Source organism: Blastococcus sp. CCUG 61487, assembly GCF_005222955.1.
Classification (GTDB): domain Bacteria; phylum Actinomycetota; class Actinomycetes; order Mycobacteriales; family Geodermatophilaceae; genus Blastococcus.
In genome coordinates this window covers 26,343-43,308 of the sequence record NZ_LWUA01000246.1, presented here as the reverse complement: position 1 = coordinate 43,308, position 16,966 = coordinate 26,343, and the positions used below count along the sequence as shown (strand labels likewise).

14 protein-coding genes and 3 tRNA genes are annotated in these 16,966 nt (G+C 73.5%); 5 read left to right on the top strand and 12 right to left on the bottom strand.

Going from position 1 to position 16,966, the window contains the following annotated elements; all coding sequences use genetic code 11:
• The 3 genes from A6V29_RS14915 to A6V29_RS14905 all read left to right on the top strand — a co-directional run.
• Positions 1 to 473, top strand: a 473-nt coding sequence (locus tag A6V29_RS14915) for an IclR family transcriptional regulator (protein ID WP_137161029.1), incomplete at its 5' end; no start/stop codon positions are given.
• Positions 474 to 527: 54 nt separating this feature from the next.
• Positions 528 to 1,328, top strand: a complete 801-nt coding sequence (locus A6V29_RS14910; RefSeq protein WP_137161028.1) for a M23 family metallopeptidase — start codon at positions 528 to 530, stop codon at positions 1,326 to 1,328.
• Positions 1,329 to 1,353: 25 nt separating this feature from the next.
• Positions 1,354 to 3,804: a glycoside hydrolase family 3 protein gene (locus A6V29_RS14905; RefSeq protein WP_137161027.1), complete on the top strand. Its 2,451-nt coding sequence runs from the start codon at positions 1,354 to 1,356 to the stop codon at positions 3,802 to 3,804.
• A gap of 59 nt (positions 3,805 to 3,863) precedes the next feature.
• Here the strand turns inward: A6V29_RS14905 and A6V29_RS14900 are convergent.
• The 7 genes from A6V29_RS14900 to cimA all read right to left on the bottom strand — a co-directional run bounded on the left by A6V29_RS14900 (position 3,864) and on the right by cimA (position 9,289).
• Positions 3,864 to 3,936, bottom strand: a tRNA-Glu gene (locus A6V29_RS14900).
• Positions 3,937 to 4,040: 104 nt separating this feature from the next.
• Positions 4,041 to 4,113: transfer RNA gene (locus A6V29_RS14895), tRNA-Glu, on the bottom strand.
• Between the two features lie 13 nt (positions 4,114 to 4,126).
• A tRNA-Gln gene (locus tag A6V29_RS14890) sits at positions 4,127 to 4,198 on the bottom strand.
• A gap of 10 nt (positions 4,199 to 4,208) precedes the next feature.
• Entirely contained in the window at positions 4,209 to 5,225 is a 1,017-nt protein-coding gene (locus A6V29_RS14885) for a CPBP family glutamic-type intramembrane protease (protein ID WP_137161026.1), read from the bottom strand.
• Complete coding sequence (gene gltX, locus A6V29_RS14880) at positions 5,222 to 6,688, bottom strand: glutamate--tRNA ligase (protein WP_249933253.1); 1,467 nt, start codon at positions 6,686 to 6,688, stop codon at positions 5,222 to 5,224. Before gltX ends, A6V29_RS14885 begins: the two co-directional genes overlap by 4 nt.
• Positions 6,689 to 6,690: 2 nt before the next feature.
• On the bottom strand, positions 6,691 to 7,509 hold the full coding sequence (locus A6V29_RS14875) for a fumarylacetoacetate hydrolase family protein (protein ID WP_137161024.1): 819 nt from the start codon (positions 7,507 to 7,509) through the stop codon (positions 6,691 to 6,693).
• A 193-nt stretch (positions 7,510 to 7,702) separates the two neighbouring features.
• Positions 7,703 to 9,289 (bottom strand): citramalate synthase, encoded by a 1,587-nt coding sequence (gene cimA, locus A6V29_RS14870; protein ID WP_137161023.1) that lies wholly within the window; start codon positions 9,287 to 9,289, stop codon positions 7,703 to 7,705.
• Positions 9,290 to 9,469: 180 nt separating this feature from the next.
• Here cimA and A6V29_RS14865 point away from each other — a divergent pair, with 180 nt between their 5' ends.
• Positions 9,470 to 9,865 carry a hypothetical protein gene (locus tag A6V29_RS14865; protein ID WP_137161022.1) on the top strand — a complete coding sequence of 132 codons (396 nt, stop codon included), beginning with the start codon at positions 9,470 to 9,472 and terminating at the stop codon, positions 9,863 to 9,865.
• 3 nt (positions 9,866 to 9,868) lie between these two features.
• Here the strand turns inward: A6V29_RS14865 and A6V29_RS14860 are convergent, their stop codons facing one another.
• Positions 9,869 to 10,891 (bottom strand): 3-isopropylmalate dehydrogenase, encoded by a 1,023-nt coding sequence (locus A6V29_RS14860; protein ID WP_137161021.1) that lies wholly within the window; start codon positions 10,889 to 10,891, stop codon positions 9,869 to 9,871.
• 16 nt (positions 10,892 to 10,907) lie between these two features.
• Complete coding sequence (gene serA / locus A6V29_RS14855; protein WP_249933252.1) at positions 10,908 to 12,521, bottom strand: phosphoglycerate dehydrogenase; 1,614 nt, start codon at positions 12,519 to 12,521, stop codon at positions 10,908 to 10,910.
• Between the two features lie 151 nt (positions 12,522 to 12,672).
• Here serA and A6V29_RS14850 point away from each other — a divergent pair, with 151 nt between their 5' ends.
• Complete coding sequence (locus tag A6V29_RS14850; protein ID WP_212719422.1) at positions 12,673 to 13,215, top strand: DUF805 domain-containing protein; 543 nt, start codon at positions 12,673 to 12,675, stop codon at positions 13,213 to 13,215.
• 64 nt (positions 13,216 to 13,279) lie between these two features.
• Here the strand turns inward: A6V29_RS14850 and ilvC are convergent, their stop codons facing one another.
• The 3 genes from ilvC to A6V29_RS14835 all read right to left on the bottom strand — a co-directional run bounded on the left by ilvC (position 13,280) and on the right by A6V29_RS14835 (position 16,769).
• Entirely contained in the window at positions 13,280 to 14,305 is a 1,026-nt protein-coding gene (gene ilvC / locus A6V29_RS14845; RefSeq protein WP_137161020.1) for a ketol-acid reductoisomerase, read from the bottom strand.
• 68 nt (positions 14,306 to 14,373) lie between these two features.
• Positions 14,374 to 14,901, bottom strand: coding sequence for an acetolactate synthase small subunit (gene ilvN / locus A6V29_RS14840; RefSeq protein WP_137161019.1), 528 nt, complete (start codon positions 14,899 to 14,901; stop codon positions 14,374 to 14,376).
• Positions 14,901 to 16,769 carry an acetolactate synthase large subunit gene (locus A6V29_RS14835; protein ID WP_137161018.1) on the bottom strand — a complete coding sequence of 623 codons (1,869 nt, stop codon included), beginning with the start codon at positions 16,767 to 16,769 and terminating at the stop codon, positions 14,901 to 14,903. Before A6V29_RS14835 ends, ilvN begins: the two co-directional genes overlap by 1 nt.
• Positions 16,770 to 16,966: the final 197 nt, after the last annotated feature.

The following is a 16,966-nucleotide window of genomic DNA, read 5'->3' as shown; positions in this document are numbered from 1 at the left end:
ACCTCGGCGACCTGGCCGGGCGGCACCTGGTCGCACTGCGGGACGCGACCGGGGAGAGCGCCCAGTTCTACGTGCGTGACGGCGCCAGCCGGGTCTGCGTCGCCGCCGCCGAACGGACCAGCGGCCTGCGCGACACCGTCCCCGTCGGCGCGCGGCTGCCCATGACGGCCGGCTCCGCCGCGCACGCGCTGCTGGCCTTCACCCCCGTCGACGAGGTGAACCGACTGCTGCCCAACGCCAGCTTCACCGCCCGCACGCTGCTCGACGTGCGGCGCCGCGGCTGGGCGCACAGCATCGCCGAACGCGAGCCGGGCGTCGCCTCGCTCTCCGCGCCGGTGCGGGACGGCGCCGGCGCGGTACTCGGGGCGGTCTCCATCTCCGGGCCGGTCGAGCGCCTCGGCCGGCGGCCCGCTCCCGAGGTCGTCGGGGCGGTCCTCGACGCGGCCGCCGCCATCTCGCGCGCCACTCGCTGACGGCCGGTTCTGGGTGCTGGACGGGCTGAGCTCCGACGCCGCGGTCCCGCCGGCATGAGCGCACGGGTGGCGATGGCGCGCATCCGGCCGGTGCTGATCCCGCTGGGCGTGCTGCTGGTGCTCGCCGGAGGGCTGGGCCTGGTGCTGGGCGAGCTCATCGGCCTCGTCCTGCTCCTCGCCGGCATCGCCCTGGACCGGATCCGCCCACCGGAAGCACCCGTGCGCCTCGTCGAACCACCGGTGACCGGCCCCTGGCGGGCACTCAACTCCCCCGCGACGAAGGTCCCGTCGCACGGCACGAACGGCTTCGGGCAGACCTGGGCGATCGACCTGGTCGCCGAGCCCGAGGGCCGGCCACGGCCGGCCTTCGGCTCCGGAGGCCAGTGGCGGCCGGCGACCGACTACCCCGCGTTCGGACTGCCGGTGCACTCCCCCGTGACCGGCACCGTGGTCCGCGCGCACGACCGGCGCCGCGACCACCGCGCCCGCAGCGGGTGGGGGTCAGTGGTCTACCTGCTCGTCGTCGAGGGCTTCGTCCGCCAGGTGGCCGGCGCCCGCTGGGTCCTCGGCAACCACGTCGTCGTCGCCACCGAGGACGGCACCTGCGCGGTGCTGGCGCACCTGCGCCGCGGCTCGGTCACCGTGCGGCGCGGCGACCGGGTGCGGGCCGGGCAGCCGCTCGCCGAGTGCGGCAACTCCGGCAACAGCAGCGAACCGCACCTGCACGTGCAGCTCACCGACTCGGCGTGGGTGGCGGGGGCGTGCGGGCGGCCGATGGCCTTCCGCGGCGGAGCGCCGGACGGCAGCGACGGGCTCCCGGCGGACGACGAGCTGATGGACGCTCCCGCGCGCTGAGGTGGTGTGGTCCACTCCACGCACCATGACTACCGCGCGCAGCACCACCTCCGACACCGAGCTCACCGACGCCCTCGCCGCGCTCTCCCTCGAGGAGAAGGTGCAGCTGCTCACCGGTCGCGACTTCTGGACCACCTGGCCCCTCGAGACGATCGGCCTACGCCGGATGCTGCTGTCCGACGGCCCCTCCGGGGTCCGGGGCGAGGTGTGGGACGAGCGCGACCCGTCGCTGAACCTGCCGTCGGCCACCGCGCTCGCCGCCTCCTGGGACCCCGACGTCGCCCGGCGGTACGGCGCCGCGGCCGCGGTCGAGGCCCGGCGCAAGGGCGTGGACGTCGTCCTCGGGCCCACGATCAACCTGCACCGCTCCCCGCTGGGCGGCCGGCACTTCGAGTGCTTCAGCGAGGACCCGGTCCTCACCGCGGAGCTCGCCGCCGCCTACGTGTCCGGCGTCCAGGACAACGGCGTGGGCGCGACCCTCAAGCACTACGTCGCCAACGACTTCGAGACCGACCGCTTCACCGTCGACGTCCGCGCCGACGACCGCACGCTGCGCGAGCTCTACCTGCTGGCGTTCGAGAAGGCGGTGGTGGAGGCCCGCGCCTGGCTGGTGATGAGCTCCTACAACTCCGTCAACGGGGTCACGGCCTCGGAGAACGATCTCCTCGAGACGCCGCTGAACAGCGAGTGGGGCTTCGACGGCGTCGTCGTCAGCGACTGGACCGGGGTGCGCAGCCTGGCGAGCGCGACGGCGTCCCAGGACCTCGTGATGCCGGGGCCGCAGGGACCGTGGGGCGAGGCGCTGGTGACCGCCGTCCGGGCGGGCGAGATCGACGAGGCCGTCGTCGACCGCAAGGTGCTACGCATCCTGCGGCTCGCCCGGCGCGTCGGCGCGCTCGGCGACGCCGCACCGGCCGAGCCGGTGGTGGTCGAGGACGGCCGGCAGCTCGCCCGCCAGGCCGCCGTCGAGGGCATCGTGCTGCTGGAGAACCGGGGCGAGCTGCCGTGGGACGGCGCCGCCCTGAGCTCGGTGGCCGTCATCGGCAACAACGCCGCGGCCGCCCGCACCCAGGGCGGCGGCAGCGCGACGGTGGTGCCCGAGCACACCGTCTCCCCGCTGGAGGGCGTGCGCGCGGCGCTCCCGGGCGTCGAGGTCACCTATTCCGTCGGCGCGGTCGTGCAGGACGGCGTCGTCGAGTTGCCGCTGCGCGAGCTGACCAACCCCTCCACCGGCGAGCCCGGCCTGCACGCCCGCTTCCTCGACGAGAACGGCACCGAGCTGTTCGCCGAGGACCGGTTCGCCAGCAACCTCGTCTACTTCGGCAGCGACGTGCCGATCGAGCAGGCCGCGGAGTTCGAGCTCACCACCTGCTGGACGCCGTCGGACAGCGGCGTGGTGCGGATCGGCGTGGCCCTGGTGGGCACCGCGCGGCTGTACGCCGACGACGAGCTGCTGTTCGACGAGCGGATCCGTCCCGCCGCGGACGCCCTCGGCGCGGCCTTCACCAATCCGCCCACGGCGTCGGCGGAGATCCGGGTCACCGCCGGCACGCCGGTCGACCTGCGGGTGCACTTCGACCTCAGCCGCCGTCAGGGCGCGACCGCGCGGGCCATGTCGCTGCGGCTGGGCACCGAACCCGCCGAGGTGGACGGGGACCAGCTCGTCGTCGAGGCGGCCGCGGCCGCCGCGGCGGCCGACGTGGCGCTGGTCGTCGTCGGGACGAACTCCGTCGTCGAGTCCGAGGGCTACGACAGGACGACGCTGGCCCTGCCCGGCCGGCAGGACGACCTGGTCCGCGCCGTCGTGGCCGCCAACCCCCGCACCGTCGTGCTGGTCAACGCCGGCGCCCCGGTGCTGCTGCCGTGGCGGGACGACGTCGCCGCCCTGCTCGTCGGCTGGTTCGGCGGGCAGGAGTTCGGCGCCGCGGTGGCCGACGTCCTCCTGGGCGTGGCCGAGCCCGGGGGGCGGCTGCCGACCACGTGGCCGGCCGAGGAGGCCGACGTGCCGGTGCTCTCCTGCACGCCGGTCGACGGCGCGCTCGAGTACGCCGAGGGCATCCACATCGGCTACCGCGCCTGGCTCCGGCAGGACGCCCCACCCGCCTACTGGTTCGGCGCCGGCCGGGGCTACACCCGGATCGAGCTGACCGGGGTCGAGGCCGCGACCAGCGCTCACCCCGAGGACGTGGTCCCGCTGACCGTCACCGTCGCCAACCGCGGGGAGCGCGACGGCAAGCAGGTCGTGCAGGTCTACGCCGAGCGGGCCGGCTCCGCGGTGGACCGGCCGGTGCGCTGGCTGGTCGGTTCCGCGCCGGTGCGGGTGCCGGCCGGAGCGAGCGCCCGAGTGCAGGTCGACGTCCCGACCCGGCATCTCGCGCACTGGGCCGACGGCTGGCAGTACGAGCGGGGCGCCTACCGGCTGCGGATCGGCACCAGCGCCGTCGACCTGCCGCTGGAGACCACCCTCACCCTCTGAACCCCACCCGGAGACGGCGCGAGCCCCCGACCGGAACTCGGTCGGGGGCTCGCGTGGTGTAGCCCCGAAGGGATTCGAACCCTCGCTACCGCCGTGAGAGGGCGGCGTCCTAGGCCGCTAGACGACGGGGCCGTGGTGCGCACCGATTCTGCCATGCCGGGCCCGGTGCACGGGTGCGGGCTCGGTCACACACGACGAGAGCCCCCGACCGCAGTGGGTCGGGGGCTCTCGGTGCGTAGCCCCGAAGGGATTCGAACCCTCGCTACCGCCGTGAGAGGGCGGCGTCCTAGGCCGCTAGACGACGGGGCCGTGCGGTACTGCGCTGGGGTACCAGGACTCGAACCTAGACTAACGGAACCAGAAACCGTCGGGCTGCCAATTACCCCATACCCCATGGGCCGCTCTCACGGCGCCGGAGAAGACGATACCTGACGCTCCGACTCGCGGCCGGACCCCCCTCCGCGCAGCGCGCCCCGGGCCCCCAGACCGACGAACGCGCCCAGGCCGAGCACCCCGAGCAGCACGAACGCCTCGCCCGGCCCCGCGGGCACGAAGCCGGGGACGGCGTCCTCCCCCAGACCCGCACCGAGCAGCAGCACCACCACCCCGCAGACGGCGTGCAGCGCCACCGCTGCCTCGACACCTCCGGTCAGCAGGACGGCGGCGGATGCGGCGAGCCCGAACGCCACCCGGGCGAGGAACCCGGTCAGGTCGTCGGTGCCGTACAGGGCCGCCCACAGCACCGCGCTGACGACGGCGGCGACCGCGGCGCCGGCGCGCGGGCGGCCGATCCACCCGGCCACCGCCTGGCTCAGGTAGCCGCGGAACAGCACCTCCTCGGCGGCGGCGCGCAGCGGCACGGTGAGCAGGCCCACCACCAGCACCCAGGCCAGGTCGGGCACCGGCCCGGTCGTCTCGCGGTCGGCCAGGAGGACCGCGCCCGCGGCGGCCAGTGCGACGCCGGCGCCGGCGGTGACCAGGGCGACGAGGGCCGCCCGCGCGAGCAGCGGCCGACGCAGGCGCCCGGCCGACGAGATGCCGCGACCCGGGCCGACCCCGTGCACCAGCGGCCACGCGAGCAGGACCGCGGGGAGCGCGATCGCCAGGAGCAGGTCGGTCACCAGCAGGCTGCGCCAGTCCAGCGGCACGCCGTCGACGTCGGTGCCGACGCGGGTGAACACGTCGACGATCCGCGTCAGGATCCAGCCGACGCCCAGCAGGAGCGCGATGGTGAGCAGCCCGGCGACCGGGCGCCACCACGCCCAGGACGCGTCCCGCATGACCAGCAGGTAGGGCGTGGGCTCGGCGGGGGCCGGCTCCTCCGCGACGTCGTCCTGCCGGGGTGGCGTCGCCACCGCCACGTCGGCGGGCGGCCGCAGCGTGGGCGGCGGCCCGGTGTAGACCGCCTCCTCCCCCGTCATCCGCCGGCGAGGGCGCGCGCCGCGGTCAGCCGGGCGAGGCTGCGCTCCCGGCCGAGCAGCTCCATCGACTCGTACAGCGGCGGCGAGACGGTGCGGCCGCTGATCGCGACGCGGACCGGCCCGAATGCCTGGCGCGGCTTGAGCCCCAACCCGTCGACGAGCGCGGCCTTCAGCGCCGCCTCGATGGCCGGGGTGGTCCACTCCGCCAGCTCGCCCAGCGACGCCGTGGCGGCGTCGAGCACCGCGACGGCGTTCTCGCCGGTGAGCTGCTTCTCGGCGGCGGCCGGGTCGATCTCGACGTCGTCGACGAACAGGAAGCCGAGCAGTCCGACGGCCTCCGACAGCACGACCATCCGCTCCTGCGCCATCGGCGCGATGGCGGCGAGCACCCGCTGCTGCTCCTCGGTGGGCGGCTGCCCGACCAGCCCGGCCTCGGCCAGGTACGGCACGACGCGGTCGGTGAACTCCTCGACCGGCAGCGCGCGCAGGTGCGTGGCGTTGATCGCCTCGGCCTTCTTCAGGTCGAAACGGGCCGGGTTGGCGCTGACCCGGGTGACGTCGAAGGCCTCGACCAGCTCGGCGGTCGTGAAGATGTCGCGGTCCTCGGCGATCGACCAGCCCAGCAGCGCCAGGTAGTTGACCAGGCCCTCGGGGAGGAAGCCGCGCTCGCGGTAGACGTCCAGGTTCGACGTGGGGTCGCGCTTCGAGAGCTTCTTGGTGCCCTCACCGGTCACCAGCGGCAGGTGCCCGAACCGCGGGGTGCCCTGCGCGACCCCGATGTCGGTCAGCGCCGCGTAGAGGGCCAGCTGGCGGGGGGTGGAGGGCAGCAGGTCCTCGCCGCGCAGCACGTCGGTGATGCCCATCAGGGCGTCGTCCACCGGGTTGACGAAGGGGTACAGCGGCGCGCCGTTGCCGCGCACCAGGACGAAGTCCGGCACCGCACCGGCGGCGAACCGGACCTCGCCGCGGACCAGGTCGGTCCAGACGAGGTCCTCGTCGGGCATCCGCAGCCGCAGCACGGGCTGCCGGCCCTCGTCGCGAAAGGCGGCCTTCTGCGCGTCGGTCAGGTACCTGTCGTGATTGTCGTAGCCCAGCTTCGGGTCCTGGCCGGCCGCGCGGCGGCGCACGTCGACCTCCTCGTTGGTGGAGAAGGACTCGTAGGCGTGCCCGGACTCGAGCAGCTTGGCGGCGACCTCGCGGTAGACGTCGTGCCGCTCGGACTGCCGGTAGGGGCCGTGCGGGCCGCCGACCTCGGGGCCCTCGTCCCAGTCCAGCCCCAGCCAGCGCAGGCTGTCCAGCAGGTGCCGGTAGGACTCCTCGGAGTCGCGGGAGGCGTCGGTGTCCTCGATGCGGAAGACGAACGTGCCGCCGTGGTGCCGGGCGTGCGCCCAGTTGAACAGCGCCGTCCGGATCAGGCCGACGTGGACCAGCCCGGTCGGGGACGGGCAGAAGCGGGTGCGCACGCTCACCGGCTGCCGCCGGCGGTGGAGACGGCGTCGGCGCCGGTGACCGAGTTGGTCAGCGTGCCGAGGCCCTCGATCGTGCACTCGACCCGCTGGCCGGGCCGGATCGGGCCGACCCCGGCCGGGGTGCCGGTCAGGACGACGTCGCCGGGCAGCAGCGTCATCACCCGCGAGATGTAGGAGATCAGCGTCGGGACACCGAAGATCAGCTGGCTGGTGCGGCCGTTCTGGCGGGGCTCGCCGTCCACGGTGCAGCTGATCGCGAGGTCGGCGGGGTCCAGCCCGACCCCGGCCAGGTCGGTCTCGATCCACGGGCCCAGCGGGCAGAAGGAGTCGAAGCCCTTGGCGCGGGTCCACTGCCCGTCGCTCTTCTGCATGTCCCGCTCGGTCACGTCGTTGCCGATCGTGTAGCCGAAGATGCTGGCCGGCGCCTGCTCGGGCGACACGTTGCGCGCGCCACGGGCGCCGATGACGACGGCGAGCTCCGCCTCGTGGTGCACGTTCGTGCTCCGCGGCGGGATGCGGATGGCGTCCCCCGGGCCGATCACCGACGTCGACGGCTTGAGGAACAGCAGCGGCTCGCTCGGGGCGTCACCCGTCTGCCCCTTCATCTCCGCGATGTGGTCGGCGTAGTTCTTCCCGACGCAGACCACCTTGCTCGGCAGGATCGGCGAGAGGAGCCGGACGTCGGCCTGGGCGAACCGGGCGCCGGTGAAGGAGAGCTGGCCGAACGGGTGGCCCTCGATCTGGGCCACCTGACCGTCTCCGTCGAGGACGCCGAAGGACATGCCCTGGGGTGAGGCGAAACGGACGATGCGCACATCGCGAGGTTAGTCGCGCCGGGGACGGGCTACCGGGCGCCCATGGCCTGCCGCTTCGGATCGGCCCGGCTGAGGGGTCCGGACCCGCCGTCGACCCGCTGTAGGGCGCGAGCCTCGTCGTACGGCAGCGAGAGCCGCCGTGTACCGCGCGGTCGGCTGCCACCCGGCGAGGTCGAGTCCGCCGACGCAGTCGTCAGCCGGTGGGCCGGCGCAGGACGGCGTAGGTCATCGCGTCGACCAGCGCGTGCCAGGACGCCTCGACGATGTTGGCGTGGACACCGACGGTGGTCCACTCCCCCACCCCGTCGGTGGTGTCGATGAGCACCCGGGTGGTCGCGCTCGTGCCGCCCTTCCAGCCGAGGATGCGGACCTTGTAGTCGGCGAGCGCGACGTCGGCCAGCTGCGGGTAGCGGTCGACCAGCGCCTGCCGCAGCGCGTTGTCCAGCGCGTTCACCGGGCCGTTGCCCTCGGCGGTGCTGATGATCCGGCGCCCGTCGACGTGCACCTTGACCGTCGCCTCGCTGACGACCACGCCGTTGCCCCAGTGCTCGACCGAGGTCTTGTAGCTCTCCAGCTCGAACAGCGGCTCGGGGGCGCCGGGCAGCTGGGCCCGGAGCAGCAGCTCGAAGGAGGCGTCCGCGGCCTCGAACGACCAGCCGTCGGCCTCCAGCACCTTGACCTGGTCGACGACGCGGCCGATGGCGTCGGTGTGGCCGGCGAGGTCGACGCCGAGCTCGCGGCCCTTGAGCTCCACCGACGCCCGACCGGCCATCTCGGTGACCAGGATGCGCATGTCGTTGCCGACGACGGCGGGGTCGAGGTGGTTGTACAGCTCCGGGCTCACCTTGATCGCGCTGGCGTGCAGCCCCGCCTTGTGCGCGAAGGCCGAGGCGCCCACGTAGGGCTGGTGCTCGTCGGGGGCGATGTTGGCCAGCTCCGCGATCGCGTGGCTCACCCGCTGCAGCTCCGGCAGGCACTGGCCCGGGACCGCCGGGATGCCCATCTTGGTGACCAGGTTGGCGATCAGCACGAAGGTGTCGGCGTTCCCGGCGCGCTCGCCGTACCCGTTCGCCGTCCCCTGCACGTGGGTGACGCCGGCCTCGACGGCGGCGAGGGTGTTGGCCACCGCGCAGCCGGTGTCGTCCTGGCAGTGGATGCCGAGCTTCCCGCTCACCCGCGCCCGCACGTCGGCCACGACGCGGCCGACGCCCATCGGCAGCATGCCGCCGTTGGTGTCGCAGAGGACGCCGACCTCCGCGCCGGCGTCGAACGCCGTCTGCAGCACCCGCACGCCGTAGTCGGGGTCGGCCGCGTACCCGTCGAAGAAGTGCTCGCAGTCGACGAACACCCGCCGGCCCTCGGCGACGAGGAACGCGACGGTGTCGGCGACCATCGCGAGGTTCTCCTCCGGCGTCGTCCGCAGCGCCTCGCGGACGTGCCGGACGTCGGACTTGGCGACCAGGCAGACCACCGGCGTCCCGGCGTCCAGCAGCGCCCGCACCTGGGGGTCGTCCGCCACCCGGACGCCGGCCTTGCGGGTGGACCCGAACGCGACGAGCTGCGCGTGCTTCAGGTCGAGCTCGGTGCGCGCCCGGGCGAAGAACTCCGTGTCCTTCGGCAGCGCACCGGGCCAGCCGCCCTCGATGAACCCGACCCCGATCTCGTCCAGCAGCCGCGCGACGGCGAGCTTGTCGGCGACCGAGTAGCTCACGCCCTCGCGCTGGGCGCCGTCGCGCAGGGTGGTGTCGAAGACGTGGAAGTCGGTCTCGCTGGTGGTCACGGTGGTGTCTTTCGGATCGGCTACCTGGCCCCGACACGAAGAAGACCCCCCGGGTACGGGAGGTCTGCGCGCAGTCGGGAGGTGACTGCGCGCTAGGCGATGATGATCGTGCCGGTGGTGTGCATCGGCACGAGTAAAGCACGCGCGGTCGTCACGGCAGCCGTGGCAGGCTCCGCCGTCGTGATCCCGACCGACTGGAGCCCCGTGCACCGCGCCGACGGCGAGCTCGTCGGCTGGCTGGCACCCGACGGCGCCGCCGGGCGCGTGGTGCCGCTGCTGCTGACCGGCGCCCCGCTGGAGGCCGCACTACCGGTCGACGACGCCGCCGCGCTGCTCCGGCGTCGTGGCCTGGCCGCTCTGGACCGCCGCTGGTGGGCGCGGCTTCCCGAGCGCCTGCCCGCGGGGCTCACCGCGGCGGCCGAGCCGCACGAGGACTGGTCCTGGCAGCCGGTCGTGCTGGTCGAGTCCTCCCCCGGCGGCTGCACCGTGCGGCCCGAGTGGCCGGCGCCCGGCGAGACCGGCCGGGCGGTGCTGCCGGTGCCCGTCGGCGATCTCCTCCGGGAGGAGCCCCCGTGACCGTCAGCCGGAGGAGAGGGCGGCGAGCCGGTCGCCGACCTCCGCGGTGCGCACCGGCTGCTGCGGGGCGCGGGTCGAGAGATCGAAGGCGACGGCGGCGTTGACCTTCTTCGCCTGCTCGCTCCGGCCGAGGTGCTCGAGCAGCAGCCCGACGGAGAGCACCGTGGCGGTCGGGTCGGCGATGCCCTGGCCGGCGATGTCCGGAGCCGAGCCGTGCACCGGCTCGAACATGCTCGGGTTGGTGCCCGACGCGTCGAGGTTGCCGCTCGCCGCGAGGCCGATGCCGCCGGTGACCGCCGCGGCGATGTCGGTGACGATGTCGCCGAACAGGTTGTCGGTGACGATCACGTCGTAGCGGCCCGGGTCGGTGATGAAGAACATCGAGGCGGCGTCCACGTGCTGGTAGGCGACCGTGACGTCGGGGAACTCCGCGGACACCTCCTCAACGATCCGCGACCACAGGTTCCCGGCGAAGGTGAGCACGTTGGTCTTGTGGATCAGCGTCAGGTGCTTGCGCGGCCGGGAGACGGCGCGCTCGAACGCGTACCGCACCACGCGCTCCACGCCGAAGGCGGTGTTGAGGCTGACCTCGGTGGCGAGCTCCTGCGGGGTGTCCTTGCGGAGCACGCCGCCGTTGCCGACGTAGGGACCCTCGGTGCCCTCGCGGACGCACAGCATGTCGATCGGGCCGCTGTCGGCCAGCGGGCCGCGGACGCCGTCGAAGAGCCGGGCCGGGCGGAGGTTGACGTGGTGGTCGAGCTCGAAGCGCAGCCGCAGCAGCAGGCCCCGCTCCAGGATGCCCGGCGGCACGCTGGGGTCGCCGATCGCGCCCAGCAGGATCGCGTCGTGCTGGCGCAGCTCGTCCAGCACCGTGTCGGGCAGCAGCTCGCCGGTCCGCTGCCAGCGGGCCGCGCCGAGGTCGTAGGAGGTGGTCTCGAGGTCCGGGGCGACCTCGCGGAGGACCTTGAGCCCCTCCGCCACGACCTCCGGGCCGATGCCGTCTCCAGGGATCACTGCCAAGCGCATGGGGACCGACCCTAGGTCAGAGGGTGTCGAGATCCGCGGCGCGGGCCTCGCGCGCGCCGATGCGGCCGGCGATCTGCTCCAGCAGCTCGGCGGGGACCGGGCTGTCGACGGTGACCGCCATGAGCGCCTCGCCGCCCTCGGTCGTGCGGCTGACCTGGGCTCCGGCGATGTTGATGCCCGCCTCCCCCAGCGCGGCGCCGACGATGCCGACGACGCCGGGCCGGTCCGCGTAGGTGAAGAAGAGCAGCCGCCCGTTCGCGGCCAGGTCGATCTCGAAGCCGGCCACCTCGGTCAGCCGGGGCACCTGGTTCTTGCCGTAGAGCGTGCCGGAGACGGTGAGCTGCCGGCCGTCGGCCATCGCACCGCGCACGGTGATCAGGTTGCGGTAGGTGGGGCTGTCCAGGTCGCTGGTGAGCGCCACCTCGAGCCCGCGCTGCTCGGCGAACAGCGGCGCGTTGACGTAGGTGACCTGCTCCTCGATGACGTCGGAGAAGACGCCCTTCAGGACGGCGAGCTGCAGCACCGAGTCGTCGAACTCGGCGAGCTTGCCGCGTACCTCGACGGTGAGCGACTGCGCCAGCCCGTCGGCGACGGAGGTGAACACCCGGCCCAGCTTCTCGGCCAGCGGCAGGCCCGGGCGCACGTCCTCGGCGACGACGCCGCCGGCCTGCACGTTGACCGCGTCGGGCACGAACTCGCCCTCCAGGGCCAGCCGTACCGAGCGGGCGACGGCGGTGCCGGCCTTGTCCTGCGCCTCGGTGGTGGAGGCGCCCAGGTGCGGGGTGACGACGGTGTTGGGCAGCTCGAACAGCGGGCTGTCGGTCGTGGGCTCGGTGGCGTAGACGTCCAGGCCCGCGGCTCCCACCTGCCCCGACCGGAGCGCCTCGGCCAGCGCCGCCTCGTCGACCAGCCCACCGCGGGCGGCGTTGACGATGATCACGCCGCGCTTCGTGGTCGCCAGCTCCTCGGCGCCGATCAGCCCCAGGGTCTCCGGCGTCCTGGGCAGGTGGATGGTGATGAAGTCCGACTCCCGGAGCAGCTCCTCCAGCGACACCAGGCGGACGCCGAGCTGGGCGGCGCGCCCGGGCTGGATGTAGGGGTCGTAGGCGATCAGCTCCACGTCGAACGCCGCCAGCCGCTGGGCCACCAGCTGCCCGATCCGGCCCAGGCCCACGACGCCGACCGTCTTCTCGGTGACCTCGACGCCGGTGAACCTCGAGCGGGCCCACGTTCCCTCCCGGAGGGACGCGTCGGCCGCGGGGATGTGCCGGGCAGCGGCCAGGAGCAGGGCGACGGCGTGCTCGGCGGCGCTGACGATGTTCGACGTCGGCGCGTTCACGACCATCACGCCGCGCTCGGTCGCGGCGGGGACGTCGACGTTGTCCAGGCCGATGCCGGCGCGCGCGACCACCCGCAGGTTCGGTGCGGCCGCGAGGGCCTCGGCGTCGATCTGCGTGGCGCTGCGGATCATCACCGCGGCCGCGTCGGCCAGCGCCGGCAGCAGCGCTGCGCGGTCGGCGCCGTCGACGTGCCGGATCTCGACGTCGCTACCGAGCACCTCCAGGACGCTCGGGGCGAGCTCTTCGGCGATCAGGACGACGGGCGGGGTCCCCGGCACGGTGGCTGTCACGGATCGACAGCCTAGGGACGGCGGGGCCCGCCGGGCAGGCCAGGTTGCGGTTCCGCGTCGTTCGGGCCCAGGGTCGCGAGGCGCGCCCTAGACTCCGCGCGCCAGTGCTCCGTCGCGTCGACGGGGCCACGTGACCAGGAGGAACACGCCCGTGACGAACCCGACCGGCAGCGGCCCCGACCAACCGCAGGAGGGCTCGCAGCCCGGCTGGGGCACCCCTCCCCCGGCCGGCTACGGCCAGGCTCCCGGCTACGGCCAGGCACCCGGCTACGGCTACCCCGCGGCACCCGGCTACAGCGCTCCCTCGCCGGCCAGCCCGCAGCTGGACTTCGCGACGGCGGTGCGCAGCGTCCTCGGCCAGTACGCCGTCTTCACCGGCCGGGCGCGGCGCTCGGAGTTCTGGTTCTTCTACCTCTTCCAGGTGCTGGCCGGGATCGTCGCCGGGATCGTCGACGGCATCACCGGTGTACCCCTGCTCCAGATCGTCGTCGGCCTCGGCCTGCTGATCCCGAGCATCGCCGTCGGCGCCCGGCGCCTGCACGACATCGGCAAGTCCGGCTGGTGGCAGCTCATCGCCCTCGTGCCGCTGGTCGGCATCATCCTGCTGATCGTCTGGTGGGCCCAGGACGGCGACCCGGCTCCCAACCAGCACGGCCCCTCGCCGAAGTACCAGGCCGCGGGCTACGGATACTGAGCCGACAGGCACGGAACGGGCCCCGTCACCTCGCGGTGACGGGGCCCGTTCTGCGTGACGAGGGTCAGCGGGCGGCGGTGCCCGTGTAGTCGTCGGAGGCCGACACCCAGCTCATGAGGCCGCGGAGCTTGCGCCCGGTTTCCTCGATCGGGTGCTGCTCGGCGGCGGCGCGCTTGGCCTTGAAGTCCGGCGCACCGGCGTCCTGGTCGGCGATGAAGGCAGCGGCCCACGAGCCGTCCTGGATCGCGCCGAGGACCTCCTTCATCGACTCCTTGACGCGGGCGTCGATGACCTTCGGGCCCGACGTATAGTCGCCGTACTCGGCGGTGTCGGAGACCGACCAGCGCTGCTTGGCGATGCCGCCCTCGTACATGAGGTCGACGATCAGCTTCAGCTCGTGCAGGCACTCGAAGTAGGCGACCTCGGGCTGGTAGCCGGCCTCGGTCAGGGTCTCGAACCCGGCGGTGATCAGCGCGCTGGCACCACCGCAGAGCACGGCCTGCTCGCCGAACAGGTCGGTCTCGGTCTCCTCGGCGAACGTCGTCTTGATGACGCCGGCGCGCGAGCCGCCGATGGCCTTGGCGTAGGACAGTGCGAGCGCCTGCGCGCCGCCGGTGGCGTCCTGCTCGACGGCGATCAGGCAGGGCACGCCCTTGCCGTTCTCGAACTCGCGGCGCACCAGGTGGCCCGGGCCCTTGGGAGCGACCATCGCGACGTCGACGCCCGTCGGGGGCTTGATGTAGCCGAACCGGATGTTGAAGCCGTGGCCGAAGAACAGCGCGTCGCCGTCCTGCAGGTTCGGCTCGACGGACTCCGCGTAGAGGGTCCGCTGCACGTGGTCCGGCGCCAGGATCATGATCAGGTCGGCCTCGGCGGCCGCCTCGGCCGGCGTCACGACGCGCAGCCCCTCGGCCTCGGCCTTCGGCCGGCTCTTGGAGCCCTCGGGCAGCCCGACGCGGACGTCGACGCCCGAGTCGCGCAGCGACAGCGCGTGGGCGTGGCCCTGGCTGCCGTACCCCAGGACGGCGACGGTGCGCCCCTGGATGATCGAGAGGTCGGCGTCGTCGTCGTAGAAGATCTCGGCGGCCATGCTGTGTGGTGTTCCCTTCGGTAGTGAAGGGCCAAAATCGTGCTTTTGGCCCCGGGGGTGGAGCGGACTCAGGCGGAGCGCTCGACCGGGCGCAACGTACCTGTGCCGGACATCGAGCGGGGGCCGCGGCCCAGGGCGACGGTGCCCGACTGGGCCATCTCCTTGATGCCCAGCGGCGCGAGGACGGCGAGCAGCGCCTGGAGCTTGTCCGGGGTGCCGGTCGCCTCGAGGGTCACCGTCTCCGGGTTCACGTCGACGACCCGGGCGCGGAACAGGTTCGCCGTCTCCAGGACCTGGGTGCGCTCGGCCATCGGCGCCCGCACCTTGACCAGGAGCAGCTCGCGCTGCACCGCGGCCTCGCCGTCCAGCTCGACGATCTTGATGACCTCCACCAGCTTGTTCAGCTGCTTGGTGATCTGCTCGAGCGGCTGCGGCTCGGCGTCCACGACGATCGTCATGCGCGACAGGCCGGGGTTCTCGGTCGGCCCGACGGCGAGCGACTCGATGTTGAAGGCGCGGCGGCTGAACAGCGCCGAGACGCGGGCCAGGACACCCGACTTGTTCTCGACCAGCACCGAGAGCGTGTGGCGGGGCATCAGACCTGACCCTCTCCGAAGACGGGCCGCACGTCGCGCGCGGCCAGGATGTCGTCGTTGCTCGCGCCCGCGGCCACCATCGGCCACACCTGCGCGTCGTGGCCGACGACGAAGTCGATGACCACCGGGGCGTCGTCGATCGCCATGGCCTTCTCGATGACGGCGTCGACGTCGTCCTTGCTCTCGCAGCGCAGGCCGACGCAGCCCAGCGCCTCGGCCAGGGCCACGAAGTCCGGGATGCGCACCGGCTTGGGCTTCCCGTGCTCGTCCAGCGGGTGGAGCTTGGTGTTGGAGTAGCGGCCCTCGTAGAAGAGGGTCTGCCACTGCCGGACCATGCCGAGGTTGCCGTTGTTGATGACGGCGACCTTGATCGGGATGCCCTCGATGGCGCAGGTGGCCAGCTCCTGGTTGGTCATCTGGAAGCAGCCGTCGCCGTCGATGGCCCACACGGTGACGTCCGGGCGGCCCTGCTTGGCGCCCATGGCCGCGGGCACCGCGTAGCCCATCGTGCCCAGGCCGCCGCTGTTGAGCCACGTGCCCGGCTTCTCGTACTTGATGAACTGTGCGGCCCACATCTGGTGCTGGCCGACGCCGGAGGTGTAGATCGCGTCCGGGCCGGCGATCGCGCCCAGCCGCTCGATCACGTACTGCGGCGACAGGCTGCCGTCCTCGGGCTCGTCGTACCCGAGCGGGTACCTGTCCCGCCAGCTGTCCAGCTGGGTCCACCAGGCGCTCAGGTCCGGGGTGCGGCCGGCCTCGTGCTCGCCGCGCAGCGCGGTGACCAGCTGCGCGATCGTCTCCTTCGCGTCACCCACGATCGGCACGTCGGCCTTGCGGTTCTTACCGATCTCGGCCGGGTCGATGTCGGCGTGCACGACGAGCGCGTCGGGCGCGAAGCTCGACAGCTGCCCGGTCACGCGGTCGTCGAAGCGGGCGCCGAGAGCCACCAGGACGTCGGACTTCTGCAGCGCCGTCACCGCGGCGACGGTCCCGTGCATCCCGGGCATGCCGAGGTGCTGGGGGTCGCTGTCGGGGAACGCCCCCCGGGCCATCAGCGTGGTCACCACCGGGGCACCGGTGAGGGCGGCGAGCTCCGCGAGCTCCTCGGTGGCGCCGGCCTTGAGGACCCCGCCGCCGACGTAGAGCACGGGCCGGCTGGCGCGGGCGATGAGCGCCGCGGCCTCGCGCACCTGCTTGCCATGCGGGCGGGTGGTGGGCCGGTAGCCGGGCAGGTCCGGGCGCGGCGGCCAGCTGAAGTCGGTGGTCGCCTGCAGCACGTCCTTGGGGATGTCGACGAGGACCGGTCCCGGGCGGCCGGAGGCGGCGAGGTGGAACGCCTCGGCGATCCGCTGCGGGATGTCCGCGGCGTCGGTGACCAGGAAGTTGTGCTTGGTGATCGGCATCGTGATGCCGCGGATGTCGGCCTCCTGGAAGGCATCGGTGCCGATGGCGCCACTGGGCACCTGCCCGGTGATGGCCACGATCGGCACCGAGTCCATGTGCGCGTCGGCCAGCGGGGTGACCAGGTTGGTCGCGCCCGGGCCGGACGTCGCCAGGCAGACGCCGACCTTGCCGGTCGCCTGCGCGTAGCCGGTCGCCGCGTGCCCGGCGCCCTGCTCGTGGCGGACCAGGACGTGCCGGACCGTGGAGTCGAACAGCGGGTCGTACGCCGGCAGGATCGCCCCACCGGGGATGCCGAAGATCACCTCGACCCCGATCGCCTCGAGCGAGCGCACGAGGCTCTGCGCGCCGGTGATGCCGGTGGCCGGCGCGACCGCGGCCTCCTCGACGGAGCTGGCCGTGGTCTCGACGCCCGTGAGAGCGGCGGCTGCCTCACGGGTGGCTGACTCGCTCGGGGTGGTGGTCATCTCTCGGATCTCCTGGGCGGTGCTGGTCGAGTGCGGCTGCCCGCGGGGTGGTCGACAGCTGTCGGACAACAAAAAACCCCTCGTGCCGCGGGCACGGAGGGGTCAGCGCGTCGGTCGGGAGACCGACGCGCTAGGCGACTACGAGGAGGCTGCGCGAGCAGCCGTCGACGAGCAGGCAGACGTGGGGCACCCGCCCA